This window comes from Bacillus cereus group sp. MG9, from assembly GCF_040459995.1.
Taxonomy (GTDB): domain Bacteria; phylum Bacillota; class Bacilli; order Bacillales; family Bacillaceae_G; genus Bacillus_A; species Bacillus_A mycoides.
This window is the reverse complement of the sequence record NZ_JARVHC010000001.1, coordinates 3156169-3173442: the sequence shown is the minus strand read 5'-3', so window position 1 is coordinate 3173442 and position 17274 is coordinate 3156169. Positions and strand designations below refer to the sequence as shown.

Here is a 17274-nt window from a genome sequence, read left to right as displayed (position 1 = left end):
CGATATAAGCCCTCTTTATCTACGACATATCGTAAGACAAAAAGAAACAAATATTCGTCCTCAAAAAATTGTTATGAAGGAAACAAAAGAGTTCAGTCTACCTTCTGACGGCAATTCATCTCCACCTGAATTGTTGGGTTTCACCCCTAACACAATTCAGATGGAGTCTTCTTGCCGAAAAGGATAAATAAAGTTGTTACCCTATTTAAATTACATGTGGATATAGGATGAAGTTGATTTATTACCCTATATTAAAATAAAAATAAACCACTGTTCGATTTGAATATTCCACGATATAATGGTGAGAGTTTATGGCAGAATAAATATTTACATAAGAAGTGAGGTACGGTATGAAAAAAAGAACGACAGACATTATTTTTATTATTATTGGTGCATTTCTTTTTGCGTTAGGTGTCAATTTGTTTGTTATTCCGAACGAGTTTGGTGAGGGCGGGGTAACAGGTATCACGATTATTACGTACTATTTATTTGAATGGTCACCAGGCTTAGTTAACTTAATTTTAAATGCGATTTTGTTAATAGCTGGTTATAAATTTTTAAATAAGATTACAACAATTTATACGATTATCGCTGTAGTTACGAACTCGCTATTCCTTCATTTAACAGAAGGTTGGACGATTGCTTCGGATGAAATGCTCGTTAATGCCATTTTCGGAGGAATATTTATCGGGTGCGGGATTGGCCTCATCATTCGTGTTGGCGGAACAACAGCAGGTACTACCATCTTAGCAAGGATGACGCATAAATATTTAGGCTGGAGCATTAGCTACGGTCTACTGTTCTTCGATTTAATCGTTGCGTTTTCATCTTATTTCATCATTGGTGCAGAAAAACTGATGATAACAATTATTATGCTATATGTAGCAACGAAAGTGATGGAGTTTGTAATTGAAGGTTTAAATCCGAAAAAGGCTATTACGATTATTTCTGATAACCCGAATGAAATTGCCGGGAAGGTGACTACCTTAATGGGCAGAGGGGTTACCGTGTACTCAGGTCATGGCTATTACACGAAAACTCCGAAGGAAATTCTTTATATTGTTATTAATAAGCAAGAAGTAGTGAAGCTAAAACGGATTGTTCAAACTACGGATCCGGCTGCGTTCATCGCTATACACGATGTTCGTGATGTGTTCGGAGAAGGATTTGTTGATATTTCTAAAGCTTAGTAGGAGTAGAAATTGTTTTTATTAAAATAATCTTAATACTAAAACGAAAGAATCTATTTTGAATAATTTTTTTCAAAATAGATTCTTTTTATTTATCTTAAAATGTTGGTTTGTTTTTCTTTTTCTTGCAAAAAATCCAATTGTTTCTTAATGTAAGAATGTAGAAGGATGAACAAGAGAGGGTTTAATGAAGATGATACATATTTTATTAGCTGATGATGATAAACATATTAGAGAGTTATTGCATTACCATTTACAAAAAGAGGGCTTTAAAGTTTTTGAAGCGGAAGATGGAAAGGTAGCGCAAGGCGTTTTAGAGAAAGAAAATATTCATCTTGCGATAGTAGACATTATGATGCCGTTTGTTGATGGCTATACGTTATGCGAAGAAATCCGGAAGTATCATGATATACCTGTTATTTTATTAACTGCAAAAGATCAGCTAGTAGATAAAGAAAAAGGATTCATTTCTGGTACGGACGATTATATTGTAAAACCGTTTGAGCCAGCTGAAGTCATTTTCCGTATGAAAGCATTATTGCGTCGTTATCAAATGCTTAATGCTGATATTATTACGCTGCACGGTACAACAATTGACCGAAAAGGGTTTGAAGTGAAGTGTAACGGTCAGACGATTTTGCTTCCATTAAAGGAATTTGAATTATTATCACAACTTGCTAGTTATCCTGGAAGAACATTCTCGAGAGAAGAATTAATTGAATTAGTATGGGGAATGGATTTTGAAGGAGATGAACGAACAGTTGACGTTCATGTGAAGCGACTGAGAGATCGTTTTTCAAAACGAACAGATGATTTTCAAATTACGACAGTACGCGGACTCGGTTATAAGTTGGAGTTGAAATAAAATGAAATCACTATATTCTAGATTTGTTTTTATGACAGTCGGTATTATGCTTCTTAGTAGTATTATCGGTTTTTTATTAACGAACGTATATTATCAAGTGAAGTTAAAACCGTACAATAGTGAAAAGATTTTAATGTATGCTAAAGAAGTAAAATCATTATATGAAAAGCAAAGTGAAGAGAATAAAGAGGCATACTTACAGTCTATTGCGAAGTTAGGGTATGAAATTTATATTGTAGATGACGAAAATCATGGAAAGCGTATTGGGAATGCGTTTCGTAAGATAACAATTAGTGATGATACCGTTCATAAAGTATTGCAAGGTGAAACGTTTAATGGCGTTTCCACATATCCAACGCGCCTCTTTATTACAGGATTTTTCGATAATGAATTAATTAATAGTGTCGGTGTACCGCTAAAACACGATGATAAACAGTACGCTTTATTCATTCGCCCTGATATTCAGCAACAATTTGGTGAAATGAGAATTTTTCTAGCGGTATTACTTGGTTTCATCGTTGTATTAAGTATCATTTTTATAGCGATCGCAGCAGGGTATATTGTTCGTCCTATTCGAACATTTACGAAAGCGACTCAAAAGATTGCAAGTGGTGAATATGATATCGAATTAGATGAAAATCGAAAAGATGAAATTGGTACACTAGCGACTAATTTTCAAAAGATGACAAAGAGCATTAAAGAATTAGACCAAATGAGACAAGAGTTCGTTTCTAACGTTTCTCATGAATTCCAATCTCCACTTTCTTCGATACAAGGTTTTTCGAAAACATTACAATCGGAGAATATGAGTGAAGAGGAAAGAAAACGTTACTTGAAAATTATTGAGGGTGAAAGTAAGCGGATGTCTAGTTTATGTAAACAGTTACTTACGCTTGCTTCTTTAGATAAAGAAGAGAAGGTTTTACAGATAAAAGAATTCAATCTGCAGAAGCAAATTAAAGACGTCATTTTTATGCTCGAATGGAAATGGCGTGAAAAAGATATAGCTGTTGAATTTGATGTACCGGACATATTTATAGAAGGTGATGAAAACCTACTACATCAAGTATGGAGTAATATTTTTACGAATAGCATTAAGTTTTCAAACGATGGCGGGACGATTGAATTTGTTGTAGAAGAATTAGAATCCGGTATTGTCATTTCTATATCAGATAACGGAATCGGTATGGAAAAAGAAGAAATGGATCGTATATTTGATCGTTTTTACAAAGTAGATACGGCAAGGGCAAGAAACATAGAAGGTAGTGGTTTAGGATTATCGATTGTACAGAAAATTGTGGAACTGCATAACGGAAACGTTTCAGTATATAGCACGAAAGGGGAAGGGACTACTGTTCAGGTGGAGCTTCCGAAATAGATGGAAAGGAAGAGGCTGTTTTTAGAACAGCCTCTTCTTATTTTTGTCAATTGGTCAATATATTATCACTTACGTGTAAAGTGATAAAAAGTTGTTTGAAAAAATGCGAGTCATTCTATTTCACAATTGGGTCAGTTTGTGGAATAAGATTAGCAGGAAGTTTATTTAAAAATGTAGAATTTCTACAGAGTTATAAGGATTTTATTGAAACTTTAACTATTTAGGGAGGCGATTACTTTGAAACGAATAGACTTGTTTTTAAACGGACTAGATTCCACATTCGATAAAGAGAGTTGGTATGCACCGTTTAAACATGCTATAGAAGGACTTACAGCCGAACAGGCTATCTGGAAACCATATGGAGAGGCAACTAAAACCATTTGGGAGAACGTTAATCATCTCATTTATTACAAAGAGAGACTTGCTGCAAACTTGGAAGACCGTGAATGGATACATAATCTCGACGGTGATGAAACCTTTTATCTTACCAATCAATCTAATGATGATAAGGAATGGAAGAAAGTCGTTGAACGTTGTGAAAATGCCCAACGTAATTTAAGACAGGCATTGAGTGCAATTTCCGAAAAAGAACTTGAGCAAAATTCACTTGAGGGGAAATTACTGGACATTATGCTTCATGATGCTTATCATACAGGTCAAATTATTCAATTAAGGAAAATGCAGGGGTCTTGGCCATCAAATCGATAATTGAACGTTTTAGTTGGTGCTATTGTTATATTTTTAGTGAGGTATTTTACATTCAAAATTAAATAACTATAATTATAACCCCGTCTCAAATTTAGAACGGGGTTAAATTTGTTCCTGCTATAAAGCCGCACCTTTCCCGCGCTCTTCCTTAAACCGAAGCCCGAAAGTATCCGCTGTAATTTCATCAGCTTTCGGCAATGAACGTAATTTCGGATGAAGTAGCCATACGAGAGAAATGAATAAAATTCCGATGCTAGCGAGCGCGAAAATGAGTTGGCTACTAAATACATTTGCGGTGTATCCGCCAATTAAAGAGCCGAACGGCATAGCGATTGTACCCATGCTTCGTGTGACTGAATTGATGCGTCCAAGATATTGATTTGGAATTAAAGTTTGACTAATTGTCGCAAATAATATGTTGGTCGCACCAATTGGTATCCAAGCTAAGCCGAATAAAAAAATTGATAACCATTGAAACGGTACAAACGTAGAGAGAAACCAAAAGAAAGCGCTAGTCGCAAAGCTAATAATGGAGACATGGCTAATATTATGTTTACCAACCCATGAACTGAATAGTGCTCCAATTAAACTACCGGCGGATATAGCGGCTAAAAAGAAACCGTATAATTTAACCCCTCCTAAAGAATCGGCGAAAGAAGGGAGTATTGCCATCGTCATACCGATTGAAAAATTAGCGACAACTGAACCGATTAAGAAGATGCCCATTAATGAACGAAAGACGATTGAAAAGCCTTCTTTTAAATCAGAGAAATATTGCTTTGTTGAAAGTGATGTGCCTGTTTCGGTTTGTGTCGGTATTTTTAATGAAATAAACAAAATCGCAGTAATCGCGAATGTGAAAGAGTCGATTATATATAAAGTGATTGCGCCAAGTAATGCTACTAATATTCCGGAAAGAGTTGTACAAACTAAATCAATGCCTTGATAAGCAAAGGAAAAGAGTGAGTTTCCCTTTAATAATTGTGTTTTATGCAGTAGAAGTGGTAAAGCTTTTGATTGTGCGGGATAGGCGAATTGTTCGATAAAGGCTACGATGGGCATAATGATGAGTAGTAGTTGAACTGTTAATAGATCGAAGTAGTGTGTAATAGGAATGATTAATATAAGAATGCATTGCAGGACTTGTGTGATTACAAGGGTGTTTTTGATTGACCATCTATCAACGAATGGACCGGTAAGAAATTGTAATGCAGAAGGTAATAATGTAAGGAAACCAGCCAATCCAGAATAAAAAGGATTACCACTCAGCTCATATACGAGCCACATCGCTGCTACATAATACAAACTATCTCCTATGTTTGTAAAAATTCTCCCTAAAAATAGTAAGAGGAAATTTCGGTTTTTTAATATGTCCACTTTATCTACTCCTTTATAAAAAATTTATTCGGTAAAATAAATTTGACCGTTTATGTAAAAAAAAATCGCATTACGATTTTTCTTCTTTTTTTACAAATTGCTGCATTGTTCTCTCAGCGATTTGAAGTGCAGTAGTAGAAATATAATAAGCTTTACTATTTGGATCTTTATCCGCACTTTTTGTGATTTCGTTTAATTCAGCCATTAATTCATGAAACTTTTTCACCCACACTTGAAATTGTTCTGGCGTAGCATCAAATTCCCAGCAGGATGAAACGTAATTCCACTCAGCTGGGTCTTCACTTGCATTTCGTAATGTAAAAGATTCTTCTGGTGCAGCGAGAATATGGCTTTTCGTTCTTTCCGTCATTTGTAAAAAGATTTGGCGACCTGATTCGCTTAATATTTCTAAATGAGGTAATAGGTCCGCGGCAGGGGTAAATCCTTTAGCGACAGATTGATAAAACTTTTGAACGATGCCATTCTTTTCTTCTGTATATACGATTTCTATAAGGCCATTCTTCTCTAATTCTTTTAAATGATAATGAATTTTCGCCCTTGAAATGCCGAATTTCTCAGATAGCAGTTGTCCTGTATAAGGACGTTCGCATAGACGCATCATCATTTCGGCACGTAGTGGATCGCTTATTGCTTTTAGTTGGCTATAAGTAGTTAGTGTTAACATGGGCTTCAACATGATCAACTCCTTAAATAAAATTATTCGGTCAAGATTATTTGACTGAATTGTATCAAGGATTTTAATTGTTTTCAATACTTTCTGAAAATTAAATCTTACACTCTGTAATCTTCTGTTCATATTCCGTTCATATTTCTTTTTTATGATAAGTGCATAGAAAGAAAGAGGAAGGAGCGAGCGAAATGTTTTTAGCTCTGCGTGAATTAAAACAATCAAAATTAAGATACGGATTAATCGGACTTATTATGGTGTTATTATCATTTTTAGTCCTTGTTATTTCAGGATTAGCAAATGGACTATCATATGATAATGCTTCATCGATTCAAAATATGGAGGCAAATAAGTTCGTTTTAGCAGATGATGCGGAAAATAAATTACTTCGTTCACAAATTAAGAAAGATGATGTAGATAACGTAGTAAATCAAGTAGGCGAGAAAGAGGCCGTTCCGTTTCGTGTGAAAGTTTCAACGTATGAAAAGAAAGATAGTTCGAAAAAAGTGGATGTTGCTATTTTCTCAAGTGAACGTGATTCATTTTTAGAACCAAACATTGTAAAAGGTGAGAAATTAGGTACAGCAAACAACGAAATGGTTGCTGATGAATCAATTAAAGAAAAAGGAATTGATATTGGGGATACAATTATTGATCCTGTTTCAAAGAAAGAATTTACAATCGTTGGATTTACGAAAGATCAAATGTTTAGCCATACACCAGTCGTTTATGTAAATGAAGACGTATGGGGTGCTATTTCACAACCAAACCAAAAAGATTATAGTGCAATTGCGCTTAATACAGATAAAGAAATTAAAAATGCACATGTTATCGACAAAAAAGAAGTACTGCAAAGTATTCCAGGATTTAAAGAAGAGCAAGGAACATTAACGATGATCATTGCGTTCTTACTTGTTATCGCTGCGTTACTGATCGGTGTATTCTTCTACGTAATTACATTGCAAAAAACACAGCAATTAGGTGTACTAAAAGCAATCGGTACGAAAAATTCTTATTTAGCAAATAGCTTAGTCGTGCAGGCGTTATTCTTATCAGTCGTTGCGATGATAATCAGTATAGTTCTTGTACAAGGATTAGAACAAATTTTACCAGCGGGTATGCCGTTCTTATTAACAACACCGATGATTGCACAATATGCAGCAATCTTTATCGTCATTAGTATTTTAGGAACACTTATTTCGTTATATCAAGTATTAAAAGTTGATGCATTAGAAGCAATTGGAGGCGGGATGTAATGACTTCATTATTAAAATTAGACAAAGTAAGTAAAGTGTACGGAGAAGGGAATACAGAAGTAACAGCCCTTCATCCGATGTCGCTTGATGTGAAAGCTGGAGAATTTATCGGAATCGTCGGTCCTTCTGGATCAGGGAAAAGTACGTTATTATCAATCGCAGGTGCTTTACTATCACCGTCAAAAGGGGATATTTACATTCGTGAGCAAAATATTACGAAGTTATCAGAAAAGGAAATGACAGACATTCGTTTGAAAAAAATCGGCTTCATTTTCCAGTTCGCAAATCTTGTTCCATATTTAAATGTAAAAGAACAATTGCTTTACATTGCAAAGCTAAAAAAAGAAAACAAACAAGAATCTGAAAAGCGTGCGGATCACTTGCTAGCAGCATTTGGATTATCTGAAAGAAAAACTCATTATCCAAATCAACTATCGGGCGGGGAAAAACAAAGGGTAGCAATCACTCGTGCTTTCATGAACAACCCAGATTTAATATTAGCGGATGAACCAACTGCAAGCTTAGACTCAAAACGCGCACGTGAAGTTGTGGAAATGATGAAACGTGAAGTGAAAGAAAGTCAAAAAGCAGCAATTATGATTACACATGATGAAAGAATGCTTGATGTATGTGATCGTATATTGACGCTTAGAGATGGGCAGTTAATATAAAGAAAAAAGGCCAACCGTACATATATGTGCAGTTGGCCTTTGTATGATTATTTTAAAATAGATATAATGGCTTTATTTTGAGAATAACGTTTTAATTTTATTTCGTGTTATTAATAAAACCCCGCCTAATACAGATAACATACCTAAAGTCATATTATTTGATTGTTCACTACCAGCGTTAGGAAGTTCTCTAGCATTGTTGTTCGCTGGAACAGTAGTAGTTGTAGTGTTATTATTCACTGTCGTGTGTTTAGGTTGTGATACTTCATTAATTTTGTTATCTACATTTTGCTTCGTTGTATGTAACTCAGCTAATTTGTCATCAATTTTTTTCTCAGTATGTTTAAAATCATTTATTTTAATATCTAAGTCTTGTTTTTTCTTAGTTAAATCGTCTGAAACAGTTTGTTTCGCTTGTTTCATTTCGTTTATTTTATTTAGTAAATCTTGTCTAGCTTCTTGTAACTCAGCTAATTTGTTTTTCACATCTTGTTTAGCTAGTTCTAAGTTAGATGAAAGACTATCTAAATTGCCTTTAATTTTCTTAAGTTCTTCTAATGTGTTACCTGTATTCGGTTTATTTTCTTTAATTTCAGCAAGTTTGTCCTCAGCAGTTTGTTTCGCTTTCTTTAACTCAGCTAATTTGTCATCTACCTGTTTTTTTACTTCCTTAAGCTCATTAACCTTTGCATCGATATTTTCTTTATGCTGCTTAATTTCATTCACTTTTTCATCAACAGTTTGTTTATGTTCTTTAATCTCATTAACCTTTTCATCAACAGTTTGCTTATGCTCTTTAATTTCAGCAACTTTTTCATCTACTTGCTTTTTATGCTCTTTAATTTCAGCAATTTTATCTTCGGCGATTTGTTTGTCTTGCTGAAGTTTTGCATCTAACTCTTGTTTCTGTTGTTTAATCTCGCTGATTTTTTCATCAGCAACTTGTTTACGTTGATGTAGTTCATTAACCTTTGTATCAACATTTTCCTTAACTTGGTTAAGTTCATTTAATGTTTGATCCACATTTTCTTTGTGCTGCTGTAATTTCGCATCTAACTCTTGTCTATGTTGCTTAATTTCAGCTAATCGATCTCCAGTACTTTGCTGGGGAGTAGCATCATTTACTTCCGCATGAGCTGAGTTCGCGCCAGTAATCATTGCTAAAGCTAGTGTAGACGCAGCGATTGTTTGTTTTGTTTTCATATTTTTGTACCTCTTTCCTATGAATAACCTCTATTGTGTAAAATTGAGCATATAAAAGCAGATTATTATATCATTATATACCATCTGGAGGCTTGAAGGAATTATTTTCATAATAATCTATGATTATGAAACTTTCTTTTTTTGTTATGGGGTAGGGGGTTAAAAGGTCACTTTACAATTATCAACGGACGAAGGGTAGGCTTTCAGTGAATTTCGGTTTTTGTTGAAAAACAGCCCTATATCCAGTTGCAGAGCTAAAATTCGAGTGATAAAAATGGAGAATATAAAATATAGCGAAACGAAAAATCTACGTCTTTATATATCTTTTTTAATTATTCGCACCAAAATCCATAATAACCTCTTGAATAAAGTCAACTAAGTTGACTTTATTCAAGAGGTTATTGTACTATGCATAATATAGTCAACCAAGTTGAGACGTGGTTGCAGTATAAAGGGGGTTTTTAAATGAAAGTAGAAGTGTGGTCAGACATTGCTTGTCCATTCTGTTATATTGGGAAACGTCGTATTGAAGCAGGGCTTGAGAAATTTGCTCATAAAGATCAAGTGCAAATTGTTTATAAAAGCTTTCAACTGAATGAAAATGCGAAGAAAGATACGGAATATGATGCGTACGATGCGCTTTCCACTAGGTCTGGAATGAGCCGTGAAGCAGCAAAGGAGATACACGAGAATCTTGCCAAACAGGCTGAAGAAGATGGTTTGGACCTTAGATTTGATACGATTCAGCTGACAAATACGTTAGACGCTCACCGTCTGCTTCACTTTGCGGCGCAGCATGGAAAAAATAATGAGGTAGCTGAGCTGTTGTTCAAAGTTTATTTTACCGAATGTAAGCATGTCGGCCGTCATGAAACGTTGATTACGATTGCCGCTGAAGTAGGACTTGATCCGAAAGCTACAGAAGAGATGCTGAAAAGCGATCAGTTCACGGCTGAAGTGCGAGCGGATCATCTCGAGGGCATTCGTTTGGGTGTAAGTGGCGTGCCGTTTTACGTTATCGATCGCAAATATGCTGTTTCTGGTGCGCAGCCGGCGAATGTGTTTCTCGAAGCGCTTGAGAAAACATGGGCTGAATCACAGTCACTGGCCGTGCTGAATACTACTTCAGACGAAGCCGGTCCAGTTTGCGAGAATGGCGTTTGCAAGGACGAGTAGTGTGCAGGGCAATGGCTACGGTAGGCGGAGAACCGATGAAATCATGTTTTTCTCACGGAGAAATGGAAGCACTGTTAGAGAAATCGGACTTACTCATTTATGAGCACTTATCACCAGAGGATATTAATAAAATGTATTTTGAGGGACGAAACGATTATTTAGAAGCTTTTGAGACGGTGCATTATGTTCATGCGGTGAAGAAGTAGATAATTAGTAGACATGGAGAGAAATCTCTGTGTCTCTTTTTTTATCCCGCTATTTGCCGGGCAGTAAGACTCCCACCTCAAATTTCGGCGAATGCGAGGGAGTTAGGTGGGAGATCAACTGCCCGTAAAAGCCCGATTGGTGAAGGCTAATAATCAGTGGGGGATGGACAAAACCCCCACTGATTAAAGTTTCGCTTTATGAAAAAAGGAAATGAGATGTAGTGATGGAAAGTATTAAGTATATTGCTATTGGAAGTAGGGGGATTATGAAAAATAATATAAATGTTTATATAGGAGTAGTTGCATCACATCGCTATCAAGCTAAGGTTGCACCAGGAAAACTTCAGAAGAAAAGCTCACTCCTTATATAAAAATAGATAAAGAGGGAGCTTTTTTTGGCTATCGATAATGATAGGTTAATTTTACATGTTTACGAGATTTGTCATTATTCATCATGAACTTTTATTGATGGTATTTTTATACATATTTACTCATAAGAATAGAACTAGCTTAGTATTTACTGGGGGGGTTTAGAATGAATAGGGATGAAACCTCATTACATCCTGATACGGGTGTTACGTCTGTAATGTTTGTTGAACGTTCATTAAATGAAATTCGTTTTTGGTCTAGAATCATGAAGGAGCATTCTTTTTTTCTTCGATTGGGGTTTAGATGCGAGGATACCCAACTAATCGAAGAGGCTAATCAATTTTATAGATTGTTTGAACATATCGAACAAATAGCGAATTCCTATACAAATGAAACAGATCCTGGACAAATAAAAAGATTTAATTCAGAAGTACAACAAGCCGCAACTAATATTTGGGGATTTAAACGAAAAATTCTAGGATTAATTCTCACATGTAAATTGCCAGGACAAAATAATTTCCCACTGTTAGTTGACCATACAAGTAGGGAAGCTAATTATTTTAGAAAACGTTTAATTGAATTAAATGAAGGTAAATTAGATGCCCTTCCTGATGCTATTATTAAAGAAAATGTTTTCTTTTTAAGGATTATGGCAGACCATGCTAAATTTATTGGTCATCTTCTTGATCCATCGGAAAGAAAGCTTGTAGATACAGCCCGGAATTTTAGCAATGATTTTGATGAATTGATGTATCAAGCAATTGACTTAGAATCTATGAAACCACAATCCCAAACAGTTCCTCTTTTAGATCAATTTTTAGATCAAAATCGTGTGTCAGTTACATCTCTTCGGGATTTTAAGAAAACGGCACGTGATTTAATTGAACAATGTAAAATAAAGAGTATCATTCATCCATTATTAGCAGACCATGTTTTTCGTGAAGCTGATAGATTTCTTGAAATAATTGATATGTTTGATGCTCATCTTACAAATATTAAATCACAATCTAGATAGTAGAAGATAAGGAAAGATACTATTTTGCCTTAAGCTGAGAAGTTAACAATTTATTGTTAGCTTCTTTTCCTTGTGATGGATTCATACGTTATTTTATTAAATATTTCCAAGGGGATTTTTAACCCCTTTGTTTATAGTCTTTTAAATGTATAATATAATCATTATATTAAGTTATATATATAATGATTGTGACCTTTGGGATGGATTTAAAGATGGAGTCAGTTCTAAAACTGAAAAAGTAGAAAATCAGGAGAAAAAATAAAACTTTTATTTATGTTTTGAAGAAAAAAAGACGACCTATTTATTGTCTTCTTGTTAAGTAATAAAAAAATTGTTTAGTTTACAATAAAGTTGTTAAAAAATGTGGGCCATTTAATGGAGTAAGTTTGTGGAACTAAAGAAACATCATAAAGAAAATTGTGGAATTTTCAAAGGCAATAGTTACATAAAAAGAGAACATATTTATTAATGCTATTTGAATTACTGAAAGGAGAGGGTAGAATGAAAGATAAATTATTGAGGGTTGGAACTATTTATATTCCTGTTACCAATGTAGAACTTTCTTCAAAATGGTATGTAAACAAATTGGGTGCAGAGTTAAGCTATAAAGATGAAGACAAGGCTATTCTGAACTTTGCAAACCAAAGTTTTTTTCTGGTTAAATCCCAAGCAAATCAAAGCTTAAATTTTTACGATTTTTGTGATGAAGAGCGCTTCTCTTTAACATTTGAAGTTAATGGTTTAAATGCACTTGAATCAATCCATAGTGATTTTATTAAAGAAGAAATAAAAGTTGGAGAAATCGAGAACAGAGGACACACTGGAAAGAACTTTGTTTTTTATGATTTAGATGGTAATAAATTTGATGTTTGGAGTGAATTAAGTCCCATCTTCAAAGAAAAATATCTAAGATCGCAATAAGAGATTTTGATCATTCAATAAACAGTGGATTTTCAGGAATTAATATGGTGGCAACTAAGTTAAATCATTATTCCGCAATCGGGCCATTTTGTGGAAGATCAGCAGAAACTTTTGAAATCTTAATCAAAATAGTAATTAATCTATCGAAGTTGTAAAATAAGGGTAAGAATAGTTCTGGGGGGATTTATATCAATTATAATGCTATTAATCTAAGCGAGAAACTGTCCAAATTCAGTGAACACTGGTCGCCCAAAGTAATTGGTGAAATGAATGACTATCAGTTTAAGTTAGTTAAGATTCTAGGAGATTTTGTATGGCATGATCATAAAGACACCGATGAGGTATTCATCGTGATAGACGGCGAGATGTCCATCGCATTCCGCGATGGACAGGTTAAACTTTCCAAAGGAGAAATGTATGTGATACCAAAAGGTGTGGAGCATAAGCCTTATGCTGAAAAGGAATGCCATATAATGCTGGTAGAGCCTAAAGGTGTAGTCAACGCTGGTGAAACTAATTCCAAACTAACTGCTGAAAATAATATATGGATATAAATCAATAATTCAGTTACTTTCTTTGGATCAACATATAAAAGGAAGTTACATATTTTCCGCAATCGGGCGCTATTGCTGAATAAAACTTAGATTTTCAAACGACTTTATTGATATATTTTTAAGTGTAGTAAAGTATCTTACATCAAGATTGAACAACTATATTTTTAACCCCGTCCTGTATTTAGAACGGGGTTATACTTGTTTGAGCTTTTAAAATTAAATAACTTTATTGTCATTTTACAGGTTATTGAAAGATTTACATACCAAATAAAAGGAGCACCTATACTGTGAATTGAAAAGTAGATTCATGTTACTTTTTGATTTACATCTTGTCACTAGTCCTTATTGGGGTTCATTCTTTATTTTCTTTCCCTCAGTACTATGTATTTACTTAAATTGGTTAAATTAGTAAAAAATCTTAATGTTCTAGTAGCTGAATTAAATATTTCCAAATAGTATCCGAACGTAAAATTTTTCACTTTTGGTGAAGTGATCGTATGTAGAGAAATATGGTTTTACACATAAACAAGTTTTGAATGTAATTCAAAACACCTTTAAATTTAGTAAACTTTGTATATGGATAAAGGAATTTTATCACGTACCTATCAACTTAAGAATTTGCTTTCCCCCCAAGTGTGAAAAAACGTCATTCGTTCCTATAAGTCTACAGAAAGAATGCGTATTTTTACACTTGGGGGTATTTTATTTTGTTAGCTTGATAGTGATGGGGTAGTTGCACATGCCCATCAAGTTAAGAAATACATTCTTCCCCAATACGAAAAAAATGAGTTGATTTCTCTAAGTAACTAACTTTAGAGAAAGAAAAGACACTCACATAGGAGTGTCTTTTCTGATAGTTTTTTTAGCAGAAGCAAGAAGCTCCAACTATGATTAATAGAATAAATAATACAACTAATAAAGCAAAGCCACCGCCACAACTACTGCAACTACCACCAAAGCCCATAATAGTTCCTCCTTTAGATAAGAGGATAAAACAAGGGGTCACTCATGTATTTTAACGGATTCAATTTACTTTATGTTTTTACGCATGAATTGAGCAGGTCCTTTTGAAAATAAAGAAAAACACCCTAAGGGATTCAGCCGAGTTACGTATAAATTGCATCAAAAATGTAAATCAGCATTTTTCTGTTGTTGTCCTTTATTAAGACTTTGTCTTATAAATAATTCTGCAATGATTAAATTTGGCACCCACGCTAACCAAGCAATAACAGCATAACTAAGTTCGAAATGCTTCAGTCCAAATAGCAATACAAATAAAGGTAGCCAAATTCTTAATGTAACTGCCGCAAAGGTTAAGGAATAATTTCTGATCATCCAATTCCGATGGTCTTGAATTTTTTTATTCTTAACTCTGTTTAATGCTTGATATGCCGATGTTAGCCAAAATACGGATAACAAACCGAAACCAAGCTTTCCTACCAATCCTCCCGTAGCGTAAAAGGATAAATAAAGTCCTGAAACGCCGCCAAATAATATACCAATCATATAGATTTTTCCAATCATTCGATGACGACTGATATTCTTTTCTCTAAATTTTGTGGATAATGTAAAAGGACCAATTACTAATGCTACTACACTAGTTGCAATATGTATAAATAACATAATGTACCAAAATGCACTCATTTTAGATAGAAACATAAGCTTCATCTTGTTATAAAAAGAATCCGTGCATATCACAGCACTATTTAGCAGATCAATATCAACAATAGTCATATAGCTAGTGAGTAAATAACCGTCTTCATGATAAAAGCTTTTGATGTCATTACAAAATGTGAAATTATTCACTAATCGAGACATAGAAAACATTAATGCCTTACCGTAAAAAAAGACACCCTAAGGTGCCTTCCTCCGACTTGAACCAACTTAATTTTAATAATATGTATTGGACTCCCATCCAAATAATATTTTACCATGTTAAGTTATTTTATTTAGGATGGGAATTCAGTGCAACAAAAAGTAATGAATAAAAGAGAAAATCCCTGCGGGGACAGGGATTTTATAGGAGAGATATTATTGTCGTGCGGTGTCGAAATTTGGCGTATTCGACGAATTAATATTATCACGAGTTTTCAAGTAATTGTGATGGTTGATGTGTCAAAAATGTGTACGAATTTCATATAAAAGCGTTATTTGAATAGGAAAAGGGAAAAGAATTAAGTTCACTCGTTCTTAAGATTTTTCCCTTTGAAATTTACTGTTTGTTCGTTGTTCTATATACGTCTGAAATTGGTAAATCTTCGCCACGTAAAGCTTGAGTACTTGAATCATGTGCCTCCTGAGATGTTTCTTGCATTTGCTCTTGGGCCTTACTAGGAGTATTCAGCGCATCCAATGACACATGATCAAGTTGTTGACTTAATAGATTTTTTTTATCCATGTTATATAGCTCCTTTTTGAACTTAGATATAAAAACGATGTATTTTTAAATAGTTACGTGGGTATTATGTATTTTTGAATGGAATTATATACACAAACTATATTGAGAAATTAACTAATTATAAAAATTACTTGTGATGACAAACTTAAAAAATATAAAAATCATTAGTTCTTAATAAAACCGCTATTTGGTAGCCAGCTTTAAAAGTAAAAAGAGCTCCGTCTACTGGTCGGAGGCTCTTTTATGGAAATCAGTGAGTTTCGTTCAGTAATTCAATATATGTATAGCTTATTTTAGTGTGACAAGCTAATAAGAATAAAAGAGCAGCTAGCAAAAGCTAACTGCTCGGCTCTCCAAGGGGGAACAAGGAGAAAATCTAATGTCATATACAGTATTGACAGGCTGTTTATTAAATAACCATTCACTTATGGCTGGTTCCAAAAAAGTGACATACCAACAAAATATAAAATTATTAAAGGGACAAGTGCTATGAAAATGATTAAAGAAATCTTTATCCATGAATTTTTCATCAGTAAACCTTCTTTAGTAAGAATATTAACATCTATCTAAAATTTGAACAAAATAGTTATTTGAAAATTAAAGAGCGCTTTTTAAGGCGCTCTATGACCAAGGTTTATTGTGATCTTTTTAGGTTTGTGGAGTATTTGAACAATAATTTAGTTTAAGACAAAGATAATTTCTTATTAGTAATACCGACTTGCTTCAGTAGACATGGCAATTGCTTTTGTTTCATGAACTGTACCATATGGATGCTCTGGAGGTGCATATATAGAGTAAATTTTAAGTGGTTTATTCCCCGTATTGATTACATTATGCCATTTTCCAGCAGGTATCATAATTGCATAGTCATCATAGGCCATTTCTTGAAAATATAATTTATCTTTGTTATCACCCATTTGAACAAGTCCCTGTCCTTCTTCAATACGTATGAATTGATCAGTTGTAGGGTGTACTTCTAAACCTATGTCATCTCCAACATTAATACTCATTAAAGTTACTTGTAAGTTTTTTCCTGTCCATAAAGCGGTGCGGTAAGTATGGTTTTGTTTAGTGGCCTGGTTAATATTCAATACAAATGGTCTAGCTCCATAATCTGTTAATCTAATGTTTTCACAATAAGGATTCCGGTTGTGATTCCAGGCGTTATTGTTGTTACTGTAATAATAAGGATTCCAATCATAAATCCAATTATTGTTATTCCAGATGCTATCCATTGAGCTTTGACATTGATAGTAAAAACGTGGATTATGTTGCATATCCAAGCTCCTCTCATGATTT

The 17274-nt window shown here is 34.1% G+C and carries 18 protein-coding genes and 1 pseudogene; 12 read left to right on the top strand and 7 right to left on the bottom strand.

The window, feature by feature from the left end:
* Positions 1-350 precede the first annotated feature (350 nt).
* The 4 genes from QCI77_RS16270 (at position 351) to QCI77_RS16255 (ending at position 4141) form a co-directional block, all read left to right on the top strand.
* Positions 351-1190 (top strand): YitT family protein, encoded by an 840-nt coding sequence (locus tag QCI77_RS16270; protein WP_000747487.1) that lies wholly within the window; start codon positions 351-353, stop codon positions 1188-1190.
* Positions 1191-1377: 187 nt separating this feature from the next.
* On the top strand, positions 1378-2055 hold the full coding sequence (locus QCI77_RS16265) for a response regulator transcription factor (RefSeq protein ID WP_002033085.1): 678 nt from the start codon (positions 1378-1380) through the stop codon (positions 2053-2055).
* Between the two features lies 1 nt (position 2056).
* Entirely contained in the window at positions 2057-3433 is a 1377-nt protein-coding gene (locus QCI77_RS16260) for a sensor histidine kinase (RefSeq protein ID WP_340776288.1), read from the top strand.
* Between the two features lie 237 nt (positions 3434-3670).
* Positions 3671-4141: a DinB family protein gene (locus QCI77_RS16255; RefSeq protein ID WP_002128104.1), complete on the top strand. Its 471-nt coding sequence runs from the start codon at positions 3671-3673 to the stop codon at positions 4139-4141.
* A gap of 117 nt (positions 4142-4258) precedes the next feature.
* On the opposite strand, the gene QCI77_RS16250 is transcribed toward QCI77_RS16255, so the two are convergent.
* Together QCI77_RS16250 and QCI77_RS16245 are read right to left on the bottom strand one after the other, a co-directional pair.
* A complete protein-coding gene (locus tag QCI77_RS16250; RefSeq protein WP_002192784.1) occupies positions 4259-5518 on the bottom strand; it encodes an MFS transporter in 1260 nt (419 codons plus the stop codon).
* A 70-nt stretch (positions 5519-5588) separates the two neighbouring features.
* Positions 5589-6212 (bottom strand): ArsR/SmtB family transcription factor, encoded by a 624-nt coding sequence (locus QCI77_RS16245; protein ID WP_002190135.1) that lies wholly within the window; start codon positions 6210-6212, stop codon positions 5589-5591.
* 185 nt (positions 6213-6397) lie between these two features.
* On the opposite strand from QCI77_RS16245, the gene QCI77_RS16240 reads away from it, so the two are divergent.
* Both QCI77_RS16240 and QCI77_RS16235 read left to right on the top strand, forming a co-directional pair.
* Positions 6398-7462 carry an ABC transporter permease gene (locus tag QCI77_RS16240; protein WP_002190134.1) on the top strand — a complete coding sequence of 355 codons (1065 nt, stop codon included), beginning with the start codon at positions 6398-6400 and terminating at the stop codon, positions 7460-7462.
* Positions 7462-8133 carry an ABC transporter ATP-binding protein gene (locus QCI77_RS16235; protein WP_002084586.1) on the top strand — a complete coding sequence of 224 codons (672 nt, stop codon included), beginning with the start codon at positions 7462-7464 and terminating at the stop codon, positions 8131-8133. Before QCI77_RS16240 ends, QCI77_RS16235 begins: the two co-directional genes overlap by 1 nt.
* 72 nt (positions 8134-8205) lie before the next feature.
* On the opposite strand, the gene QCI77_RS16230 is transcribed toward QCI77_RS16235, so the two are convergent.
* On the bottom strand, positions 8206-9336 hold the full coding sequence (locus QCI77_RS16230) for an LPXTG cell wall anchor domain-containing protein (protein ID WP_353825235.1): 1131 nt from the start codon (positions 9334-9336) through the stop codon (positions 8206-8208).
* 465 nt (positions 9337-9801) lie between these two features.
* On the opposite strand from QCI77_RS16230, the gene QCI77_RS16225 reads away from it, so the two are divergent.
* The 6 genes and pseudogenes from QCI77_RS16225 to QCI77_RS16200 all read left to right on the top strand — a co-directional run bounded on the left by QCI77_RS16225 (position 9802) and on the right by QCI77_RS16200 (position 13577).
* A complete protein-coding gene (locus tag QCI77_RS16225; RefSeq protein ID WP_113769949.1) occupies positions 9802-10512 on the top strand; it encodes a DsbA family oxidoreductase in 711 nt (236 codons plus the stop codon).
* An 11-nt stretch (positions 10513-10523) separates the two neighbouring features.
* Positions 10524-10718, top strand: a pseudogene (locus tag QCI77_RS16220) (class I SAM-dependent methyltransferase); the annotation flags it as partial.
* Positions 10719-10942: 224 nt separating this feature from the next.
* Complete coding sequence (locus tag QCI77_RS16215) at positions 10943-11089, top strand: hypothetical protein (protein ID WP_353825234.1); 147 nt, start codon at positions 10943-10945, stop codon at positions 11087-11089.
* A 164-nt stretch (positions 11090-11253) separates the two neighbouring features.
* Positions 11254-12102 (top strand): DUF2935 domain-containing protein, encoded by an 849-nt coding sequence (locus QCI77_RS16210; RefSeq protein WP_113769950.1) that lies wholly within the window; start codon positions 11254-11256, stop codon positions 12100-12102.
* Positions 12103-12603: 501 nt separating this feature from the next.
* Positions 12604-13023, top strand: coding sequence for a VOC family protein (locus tag QCI77_RS16205; RefSeq protein WP_353825233.1), 420 nt, complete (start codon positions 12604-12606; stop codon positions 13021-13023).
* 188 nt (positions 13024-13211) lie between these two features.
* A complete protein-coding gene (locus QCI77_RS16200) occupies positions 13212-13577 on the top strand; it encodes a cupin domain-containing protein (protein ID WP_113769952.1) in 366 nt (121 codons plus the stop codon).
* Between the two features lie 862 nt (positions 13578-14439).
* Here the strand turns inward: QCI77_RS16200 and QCI77_RS16195 are convergent.
* From QCI77_RS16195 to QCI77_RS16180, 4 genes are all read right to left on the bottom strand, one after another.
* Positions 14440-14541: a YjcZ family sporulation protein gene (locus QCI77_RS16195; RefSeq protein WP_000505688.1), complete on the bottom strand. Its 102-nt coding sequence runs from the start codon at positions 14539-14541 to the stop codon at positions 14440-14442.
* A 158-nt stretch (positions 14542-14699) separates the two neighbouring features.
* The gene (locus QCI77_RS16190; RefSeq protein WP_113769993.1) at positions 14700-15245 is read right to left on the bottom strand and encodes a DUF2306 domain-containing protein; all 546 of its coding nucleotides are present in this window, start codon (positions 15243-15245) and stop codon (positions 14700-14702) included.
* Between the two features lie 544 nt (positions 15246-15789).
* A complete protein-coding gene (locus tag QCI77_RS16185) occupies positions 15790-15975 on the bottom strand; it encodes a hypothetical protein (RefSeq protein WP_113769953.1) in 186 nt (61 codons plus the stop codon).
* Between the two features lie 704 nt (positions 15976-16679).
* Entirely contained in the window at positions 16680-17252 is a 573-nt protein-coding gene (locus QCI77_RS16180) for a cupin domain-containing protein (RefSeq protein ID WP_002084594.1), read from the bottom strand.
* Positions 17253-17274 lie beyond the last annotated feature (22 nt).